Origin of the sequence: Pseudomonas sp. AKS31, from assembly GCF_023634765.1 — a bacterium.
GTDB lineage: Bacteria > Pseudomonadota > Gammaproteobacteria > Pseudomonadales > Pseudomonadaceae > Aquipseudomonas.
Genome location: NZ_JAMLFX010000001.1, coordinates 596,795 through 605,730, shown reverse-complemented (window position 1 = coordinate 605,730; position 8,936 = coordinate 596,795). Strand labels below are relative to the sequence as shown.

The 8,936-nt window shown below is 60.3% G+C and carries 5 protein-coding genes and 2 tRNA genes; 6 read left to right on the top strand and 1 reads right to left on the bottom strand.

The annotated features are described in order from the left end of the window. Nucleotides 1-109 precede the first annotated feature (109 nt). Both M9827_RS02660 and M9827_RS02655 read left to right on the top strand, forming a co-directional pair. Nucleotides 110-1,825 (top strand): proline--tRNA ligase, encoded by a 1,716-nt coding sequence (locus M9827_RS02660; protein WP_250604204.1) that lies wholly within the window; start codon nucleotides 110-112, stop codon nucleotides 1,823-1,825. 17 nt (nucleotides 1,826-1,842) lie between these two features. Continuing rightward, nucleotides 1,843-2,796 carry a hypothetical protein gene (locus tag M9827_RS02655; protein WP_250603217.1) on the top strand — a complete coding sequence of 318 codons (954 nt, stop codon included), beginning with the start codon at nucleotides 1,843-1,845 and terminating at the stop codon, nucleotides 2,794-2,796. A 126-nt stretch (nucleotides 2,797-2,922) separates the two neighbouring features. On the opposite strand, the gene dinB is transcribed toward M9827_RS02655, so the two are convergent. Further along, the gene (gene dinB / locus M9827_RS02650) at nucleotides 2,923-3,984 is read right to left on the bottom strand and encodes a DNA polymerase IV (RefSeq protein ID WP_016985277.1); all 1,062 of its coding nucleotides are present in this window, start codon (nucleotides 3,982-3,984) and stop codon (nucleotides 2,923-2,925) included. Nucleotides 3,985-4,264: 280 nt separating this feature from the next. Here dinB and M9827_RS02645 point away from each other — a divergent pair. The 4 genes from M9827_RS02645 to M9827_RS02630 all read left to right on the top strand — a co-directional run bounded on the left by M9827_RS02645 (nucleotide 4,265) and on the right by M9827_RS02630 (nucleotide 8,853). Further along, nucleotides 4,265-4,341: transfer RNA gene (locus tag M9827_RS02645), tRNA-Met, on the top strand. Nucleotides 4,342-4,562: 221 nt separating this feature from the next. Then, a tRNA-Met gene (locus tag M9827_RS02640) sits at nucleotides 4,563-4,639 on the top strand. Nucleotides 4,640-4,918: 279 nt separating this feature from the next. Continuing rightward, entirely contained in the window at nucleotides 4,919-7,558 is a 2,640-nt protein-coding gene (mprF, locus tag M9827_RS02635) for a bifunctional lysylphosphatidylglycerol flippase/synthetase MprF (RefSeq protein ID WP_250603215.1), read from the top strand. Continuing rightward, entirely contained in the window at nucleotides 7,558-8,853 is a 1,296-nt protein-coding gene (locus tag M9827_RS02630) for a virulence factor family protein (RefSeq protein WP_250603213.1), read from the top strand. The genes mprF and M9827_RS02630 overlap by 1 nt, the downstream gene beginning before the upstream one ends. Nucleotides 8,854-8,936 lie beyond the last annotated feature (83 nt).

Genomic DNA, 8,936 nt, shown 5'->3' with positions numbered 1-8,936 from the left:
AGAACCCCCGCCGTTGGACCCCACCACCGGCCGCATGCCTGTACGTCAGCAAAACTCGCCGGTACACTGCTCCGTCATTTCCAGTCATAGCAACCGACAACGGCCAACCATGCGCACCAGTCAATTTTTGCTCGCCACACAGAAAGAAACGCCTTCCGATGCGGTCGTGATCAGCCACCAGCTGATGCTGCGCGCCGGCATGATCCGCAAACTCGCCTCGGGCCTGTACACCTGGCTGCCGATGGGCTTGCGAGTAATGCGCAAGGTGGAAGCCATCGTTCGCGAAGAGATGAACGCTGCCGGTTCTCTGGAAGTGTTGATGCCGAGCACCCAACCGGCCGAGCTGTGGCAGGAATCGGGGCGCTGGGACGAATACGGCCCTGAGTTGCTGCGCATCAAAGACCGCCACGGTCGCGACTTCTGCGCGGGCCCGACCCACGAAGAAGTGATCACCGATCTGATGCGCAACGAGTTGAGCAGCTACAAACAGCTGCCAATCAACCTGTACCAGATCCAGACCAAATTCCGTGACGAAATCCGTCCACGCTTCGGTTTGATGCGCGGTCGCGAATTCATCATGAAGGATGCGTACTCCTTCCACGCTGACCAAGCGTCGCTGCAGATCACCTATGACCGCATGCATGAAGCCTACTGCAACATCTTCACGCGTCTGGGTCTGAAATTCCGTCCGGTTGAAGCCGACAACGGCTCGATCGGTGGCGCTGGCTCCCACGAATTCCACGTACTGGCCGAGTCCGGCGAAGACGACATCGTTTTCAGTAACGGTTCCGACTACGCGGCAAACATCGAAAAAGCCGAAGCGGTGCCACGCGAAACTTCGCGTCCAGCTCCGACCGAAGAGCTGCGTCTGGTCGACACGCCAGACACCAAAACCATCGCGGCGCTGGTGGAAAAATTCAATCTGCCGATTGAAAAGACCATCAAGACCCTGATCGTGCGCGCCGAAGAAGAAGGCAAGCTGATCGCACTGGTCATCCGTGGCGACCACGAACTCAACGAAATCAAGGCTGCCCAGCAACCTGGCGTGGCCAGCCCGCTGGTCATGGCCACCGATGCCGAACTGCGTGACGCCATCGGCGCCGGCGCCGGCTCGCTCGGCCCGCTGAACCTGCCGCTGCCAATCATCATCGACCGTTCGGTCGAACTGATGAGCGACTTCGGTATCGGCGCGAACATCGACGACAAGCACTACTTCGGCGTGAACTGGGAGCGTGATCTGCCGGTTCCGACCGTGGCTGACCTGCGTAACGTGGTCGCCGGTGACCCAAGCCCGGACGGTAAAGGCACTCTGGAAATCAAACGCGGCATCGAAGTCGGACACATCTTCCAGCTGGGCAACAAGTACAGCAAGGCGATGAAGTGCGAAGTGCTGGGCGAGAACGGCAAGCCGGTGACCCTGGAAATGGGCTGCTACGGCATTGGCGTTTCCCGCGTGGTCGCCGCTGCCATCGAGCAGAACAACGACGAAAACGGCATCATCTGGAGCGACACGCTGGCGCCGTTCCAGATCGCTCTGGTACCGCTGCGCTATGAAACCGAGCAGGTGCGCGAAGCCACCGACAAGCTGTACGCCGAACTGACGGCCGCCGGTTTCGAAGTGCTGCTGGATGATCGCGACAAGAAAACCAGCCCGGGCATCAAGTTCGCGGACATGGAGCTGATCGGCATTCCACACCGGATCGTGGTCAGCGACCGCGGCCTCGCCGAAGGCAACCTGGAATACAAGAGCCGTACCGAAGGCGAGGCGCAAGCGCTGCCGGTGGCCGACGTATTGTCCTTCCTTCAGGCCCGTATCCGCCGCTGAAACCAGATAGAGACGTCATGTTCAAGCGAAACACCTTAGGCCTCGGTGGCGCCGCCCTGTGCGGTGCCCTGCTGGTCAGCGGCTGTGCCAATCACATGTCACAACGCAGCGAGCACGAAGAGCGGGTCGAGCGAAAGCTGCTCGACCACAGCCTGCAGATCGATGTCGGTGAGCCTAAGGCGCTTGAGCTGCCGCAGCGACGCGTGAAGATCAACGAACAAAAGACTTTTGAAGTCACCGAGTTCGAAGTGACACGTCGCTACGATCGCTACACGCCTTACCAGCCTTGGCGGGAGATCTACGAGATCCCGCTGGGTGCGGTAGCCGTGGTCGGAGGCATCGGCGCCAACGTGGTCAATGTGTTCGCCCTCGGCAACTTGCCGGACAGCATCACCAGAGACTGGCTGAGCTATGGCTTTGCCGGACTCAACCCGTTCATGAACGCGCAGTCCAACGGTCGTGCGCAACAGAACCTGGCCGGCATCGATGAAGTCCAGCGCGACAAGCGCACGGAGTACTCGAGCCTGCCGTGGAGCGAGCGGCCGGTGCAGGTCAAGGCTGGCAAGCAGACCTTCGACATGACCACCGATCGTAACGGTGTGCTGCGTCTGAACCTGCTCGACAGTCCGTTCGCCGAGAATGACCTCAATCACGTCGGCAAACTGCAGATCAGCGTCGAAGACGCCAAGGATGACGTGCACTCTGACTCATCACTGGTGATCAGCAGCCATCTGCGCGGCAAGTTGCTGGAAGCACACGGGCTGATTTACGACGATCTGGAAGACGACGAAGTGAGCCAGTGGGTACACCGGGTCAAACGTCTGTCGGAACTGGGTCTGGAAGAAGAAGCCAGCGAGCTGGAACAAAGCCTGATCGAACTGACGCGCAACGATCCTGAGTTGCAGACCGAGTTTCTCAAGTCGTTGACCAAGGATGCCGGGCGACTGGTCGCGGATCCGGGACCGAATTAACAGCTGAAAGCATCGCGGGCAAGCCCGCTCCCACAAGGTTTCCGGTGTTCACACAGTTTGTGCATCACCATAGAACCCTGTGGGAGCGGGCTTGCCCGCGATGGCAATCTCGAATTCACCGAAAAATTAACGCTCAAACAGCTCCATCTGCTCAAACCCACCCCGCAAATCCTCCAGCCGCACCCCAACCCCCAACAACCGCACCGGTTTCCCGCCGCGATTGAAAGCCTGCGTCAGCATCAACTGATAACTGCCCAGATCCCGCCCTGCCCCGGCCTGCTCCAAGGTGGTTTGGGTAAAGTCATGGAATTTCACTTTGACGAACGGCTTGCCCGGCCGATAACTGCTGTCGATCCGCGCCATGCGGGTTTTCAGGGTTTCCAGCAGCTCGGGTAATTTATCCAGGCAACTGCGCAAGTCCGGCAGGTCAACGTCGTAGGTATTTTCCACGCTGATTGACTGACGCCGACTGTCGTTATGCACCAACCGATCATCGATCCCACGGGCCAGACTCCACAGTCGCTCGCCAAAACTGCCGAATTCGCGCACCAGCGCCAGTTTGTCCCACTCACGCAAGTGCTGACAGTCGACGATGCCGAGCTTGCCGAGCTTGTCAGCGGTGACCTTGCCGACGCCGTGCAACTTGCTCACCGGCAAACCGCTGACAAAGTCCTCGACCTGATCCGGGGTAATCACGAACAAGCCATTGGGTTTCTTCCAGTCGCTGGCGATCTTCGCCAGAAACTTGTTCGGCGCTACGCCAGCGGAAACGGTGATGTGCAATTGATTGGAAACGCGGCGGCGGATGTCCTGGGCGATGCGTGTGGCGCTGCCACCAAAATGCGCACTGTCCGATACATCCAGATAAGCCTCATCCAGCGACAACGGCTCGATCAGGTCGGTGTAATCGGCAAAAATCGTATGAATCTCTTTCGAAGCCTCGCGATACGCATCCATACGCGGCTTGACGATGGTCAGGTCCGGGCACAGTTTCAAGGCATGCCCCGACGCCATCGCCGAACGCACGCCGTACGCGCGCGCTTCATAGTTACAGGTGGCGATCACCCCGCGCCGGTCCGCCGAACCACCCACTGCCAACGGCTTGCCGGCCAGACGCGGGTCATCGCGCATCTCGATGGCGGCGTAGAAACAATCGCAGTCGATGTGGATGATTTTTCGCTGGGTCATGTCAGAAAAGGAAACGTGGCGAACCGGATGGGCAGTATCTCACTGACACCTGTATATAGCACCAGTGGTATGAATGTTCTTTCCAGACGGTAGGAAATGTCTTTTGAATTTACTTTATCAATCGACGAGCGACCTCCAATAGAGCTGAAAGCCTTGCGCCACCTGCCCTGCAGCGGGAAAAACGCCCGACAAAAAGCGCTAACCGATTGAACCTCAACAGATTTTATCCGGATTGCGGGTTGACACCCCGGCGTTCCTCTGTAGAATGCCGACACACAGACGCGGGATGGAGCAGTCTGGTAGCTCGTCGGGCTCATAACCCGAAGGTCGTCGGTTCAAATCCGGCTCCCGCAACCAAACATCAAAAAAGGCTACTCGAAAGAGTGGCCTTTTTTGTGCGCGTCTGTTTTTCAGGTCTCCCCTCTTGGCGAGAGCAAACCGCCAAACAGGAATTCGTTGCGTTTCCGAAACTTAACGCGCTGCCTGCGACCGTTTGACGCGATTGCACACTTATTTGACCCTTTACGGGATTAGCGGTTGACACCTCGCCGTTCGCCTGTAGAATGCCGCCACACAGACGCGGGATGGAGCAGTCTGGTAGCTCGTCGGGCTCATAACCCGAAGGTCGTCGGTTCAAATCCGGCTCCCGCAACCAAACATCAAAAAAGGCTACTCGAAAGAGTGGCCTTTTTTGTATCTGTTGAAAAAGTCCTTTCGCAACAATGATCTGTCACTGTGCAGTGAACCGCTTGGGATCTTCAGAAGTGCTGACTTGCGACTATGCTTGAGTCGCATGCAAGACCTCTGCAATCCAGGAACTGCCCTCGCCGATACCCGGTGAGAGGCGTAGTATTTTGTGATTATTTTTTTCTACAGGGATTGGTAACTTGGCTGGATACCTCCATCCTGTCGCGCACAATCCAAGAGGTGATTGATGCGCGCCAACTCGTCTGATCCACAAGACACCGTCACAGCGGAACACCCGATCAAACCCGAGCGCCTGCGCTTGCTGGATCGGTTAAGCAAATACCGTCAGCCCATCGGGCTGGGGGTTACCTTGCTATTGTTCGCCATTGCGCTGATTGCCTGTCGTCATCTGCTCGCCGAACTCGATCTCGATGCCTTGCACGACTCGATTCTCGACGTGCCGAAACCCGCCCTCCTCGGTGCGTTCGGCGCGACGGTGGTCGGCTTCATTATCCTGCTCGGCTACGAATGGTCGGCCAGCCGCTATGCCGGCGTAACCTTGCCGCCGCGCACCTTGGCCCTGGGCGGCTTCACCGCGTTTGCGATCGGCAATGCAATCGGTCTGTCGCTGCTGTCCGGCGGCTCGGTACGCTACCGTTTATATGCACGACTGGGGCTAGGAGCGTCGGAAGTCGCGCACATGACCTTGTTCGCCAGCCTGTCGCTGGGTTGCGCCTTGCCGCCGCTGGCTGCACTGGCCACGCTGAGCGACCTGCCTGCGGCATCCCAGGCACTGGGCTTGTCCGAAGGGTTGCTCGGCACGGTCGCCGCTATCGTGCTGTTGCTAGGCGCAGTACTGGCTATCGGCATCTACCGTCGGCGCCTGCCGGAACAACCGTTGCGCGACAACCTGCTAGTCAGGGTGGGCCGCCGCACCCTGCGCCTGCCGGGTCGCCGCCTGACCTTCCTGCAACTGGTCATCACCGCGCTCGACGTTGCCGCTGCCGCCACTGTTCTCTATCTGTTGCTACCGGAAGCGCCACCGTTTGGTGCTTTCCTGCTGGTGTACCTGTTGGCACTGGCTGCCGGCGTACTCAGCCATGTGCCCGGCGGTGTCGGTGTGTTCGAAGCGATCCTGCTGGCCGCTTTCGCTGACAAGCTCGGCGCCGCGCCCCTGGCCGCCGCGCTGCTGCTGTATCGCCTGATCTACGTGGTGCTGCCGCTGTTGGTTGCCTGCGTATTGCTGCTGATCAACGAAGGCCAACGCCTGTTTCAGACCCAGACCATGCGCGCGGCATCCGGTCTGGCAGCACCGATTCTGGCAGTGCTGGTGTTCCTCTCCGGTGTGGTGCTGCTGTTTTCCGGCGCGACTCCCGAGATCGACACACGCTTGGAGCACATCGGTTTTCTGATCCCGCATCGTCTGGTCGACGCCTCGCACTTCGGCGCCAGCCTGATCGGCGTACTCTGCCTGATGCTGGCTCAGGGCCTGCGCCGGCGCCTGTCGGCCGCGTGGATGCTCACCACCATTCTGCTGCTGGTCGGCGCCCTGCTCTCGCTGCTCAAAGGCTTCGACTGGGAAGAAGCGACGCTGATGACTCTCACCGCGGCGTTGCTCGGTGTGTTCCGTCGCTCGTTCTATCGCCCGAGCCGCCTGACCGAACTGCCCTTCTCGCCGCTGTACCTGGTGGCCAGCCTCTGTGTGCTGGGCGCTTCGACGTGGCTGCTGCTGTTCGCCTATCAGGACGTGCCCTACAGCCATCAACTGTGGTGGCAGTTCACCCTCGACGCTGACGCCCCGCGTGGCCTGCGCTCGCTGCTCGGCGCTGCCGTGCTGTTGCTGGTGATCGCGCTGACCTGGCTGTTGCGCACCGCACGCCCGGTGATTCACCTGCCGACGCCCGACGAACTCGATCGTGCGGCGAAGATTCTGATGGCGTCGTCGCAACCTGATGGCGGCCTCGCGCTGACCGGTGACAAGGCGTTGCTGTTTCACCAGAACGACGAAGCGTTCCTGATGTACGCACGCCGTGGCCGCAGCCTCGTGGCGCTGTACGACCCGATCGGCCCCGGCCAGCAGCGCGCCGAGATGATCTGGCAGTTCCGCGACCTCTGCGATATTCACCACGCCCGCCCGGTCTTCTACCAGGTACGCGCAGAGAACCTGCCGTACTACATGGACATCGGCCTGACCGCGATCAAACTCGGCGAAGAAGCCCGGGTCGATCTGCATCGCTTTGACCTGGAAGCCAAGGGCAAGGAGATGAAGGACCTGCGTTACACCTGGAACCGTGGCACCCGCGACGGCTTGTCGCTGGAAATCCATGAGCCCGGTCAGGCGCCGATGGACGAATTGAAAGTGATTTCCGATGCGTGGCTGACCGGCAAGAACGTGCGTGAGAAAGGTTTCTCCCTCGGCCGTTTCAGCGACGATTACCTGAAGCATTTCCGCATCGCGGTGATTCGCTTCGAAGGTCGTCCGGTGGCGTTCGCCAACCTGCTCGAAACTTACAGCCACGATCTGGCCAGTCTCGACCTGATGCGTTCGCACCCGGATGCCCCCAAGCTGACCATGGAATTCATGATGGTCGGCCTGATTCAACACTATAAGAGTCACGGATACGCGCGCTTCAGCCTGGGCATGGTGCCGTTGTCGGGGTTGCAACCCCGGCGTGGTGCACCGCTGACCCAGCGTCTGGGCTCGATGGTCTTCCGCCGTGGTGAGCAGTTGTACAACTTCCAAGGCTTGCGCCGCTTCAAAGACAAGTTCCAGCCTGACTGGGAACCCCGTTATATGGCCGTGCCCGCCGGACTCGATCCGTTGGTGGCGCTGGCCGACACTGCTGCCCTGATCGCGGGTGGCTTGACTGGATTGGTGAAACGCTGATGATTCAACGCTCCCTGAAGTACATCCTGGCCGCACTGATCGTGCTGGCCGTGATTGCCGGCGGCGGTTTCTGGTACCTCAAACGTCCGGCACCGGAACCGACGCTCGAACCCATTACGGCGGCAGACGGCACCGTTTTGACCCGCGTCATCCCCGGCACCAAACCCAAGGCGCAGGTGCTGGTCGCGGTCAACGACGACCAGAAACTCTCTGAAAAACAACTGAGCACCCTGAGCCGCAGCGCCTCGGCGCAAATCGTTCAGGTGATTCTGCCCAAGGACTGCCTGCTGCAAAGCCGCGCCCTGCAAACCGGTCTGCGCGAACTGAACGGCCCGGCTACGCTGGTCAGCGGTATCGGCCCCGGCGCGGTACTGGCCTGGCGTTGGTTGTCTGAGCAAAAGGACGACAAGGCCCAAGCGATTTCCGTGGACCTGGCGCTGGAAAAACCCGGCTGCACTCACCTGTTGCCGAAATCCGCCGCCCACGGCCACTGGCTGGTGGCGTGGAACGACAACCCGGACGACGCCAGCGCAGGTTTCGTGCGCGATCAACCGAACGCCGAAACCAGCATCAGCGACTACGACATCAACCTGCCGCAAGTGCTCAACAACGAACTGCGCAAGATCCTCGTCGGCGGCGACAAGGCCAACGGCGGTCTGGCGATCCCGGTGGTTGAAGTACCGGCCGGCCAGGCCAAAGACACCGTGACCCTGTTCCTTTCCGGTGACGGCGGCTGGCGCGACCTCGACCGTGACGTGGCCGGTGAAATGGCCAAGATCGGCTACCCGGTGGTCGGCATCGACACCCTGCGCTACTACTGGCAGCACAAGAGCCCGGAGCAGAGCGCGCTGGACCTGACCGAACTGATGCAGCACTACCGGCAGAAATGGGGCACCAAGCGCTTCATCCTGACCGGTTACTCGTTCGGTGCTGACGTCCTGCCGGCGATCTACAACCGCCTGCCGGACACCGAGCAGCAACGCGTCGACGCCATCATCCTGCTGGCCTTCGCCCGCACCGGCAGCTTCGAAATCGAAGTCGAAGGCTGGCTGGGCAATGCCGGCAAAGAAGCCGCCACCGGCCCGGAAATGGCCAAGCTGCCACCCGCCAAGGTTGTGTGCATCTATGGTGAAGAAGAGACGGATGAAAGCGGCTGCACGGACAAGACTGCGGTGGGCGAAGCGGTGAAGCTGCCTGGTGGCCACCACTTCGACGAGAACTACCCGGCGCTGGCCAAGCGTCTGGTGGATCTGATCGAGAAGCGGCAGAGCAAGGACTCGGTCGCCGAAGAGTGATCTGAGCCACGCCCATAAAAAGCCCCCGCAACTTCGCAGTTGCGGGGGCTTTTTACATCTCGGACGATGAACCCGCTCCCCTG

Coding starts and splice junctions, on each gene's coding strand:
- M9827_RS02660 (WP_250604204.1), top strand. CDS start 110: ATGCGCACCAGTCAATTTTTGCTCGCCACACAGAAAGAAACGCCTTCC.
- M9827_RS02655 (WP_250603217.1), top strand. CDS start 1,843: ATGTTCAAGCGAAACACCTTAGGCCTCGGTGGCGCCGCCCTGTGCGGT.
- mprF (WP_250603215.1), top strand. CDS start 4,919: ATGCGCGCCAACTCGTCTGATCCACAAGACACCGTCACAGCGGAACAC.
- dinB (WP_016985277.1), bottom strand. CDS start 3,984: ATGACCCAGCGAAAAATCATCCACATCGACTGCGATTGTTTCTACGCC.
- M9827_RS02630 (WP_250603213.1), top strand. CDS start 7,558: ATGATTCAACGCTCCCTGAAGTACATCCTGGCCGCACTGATCGTGCTG.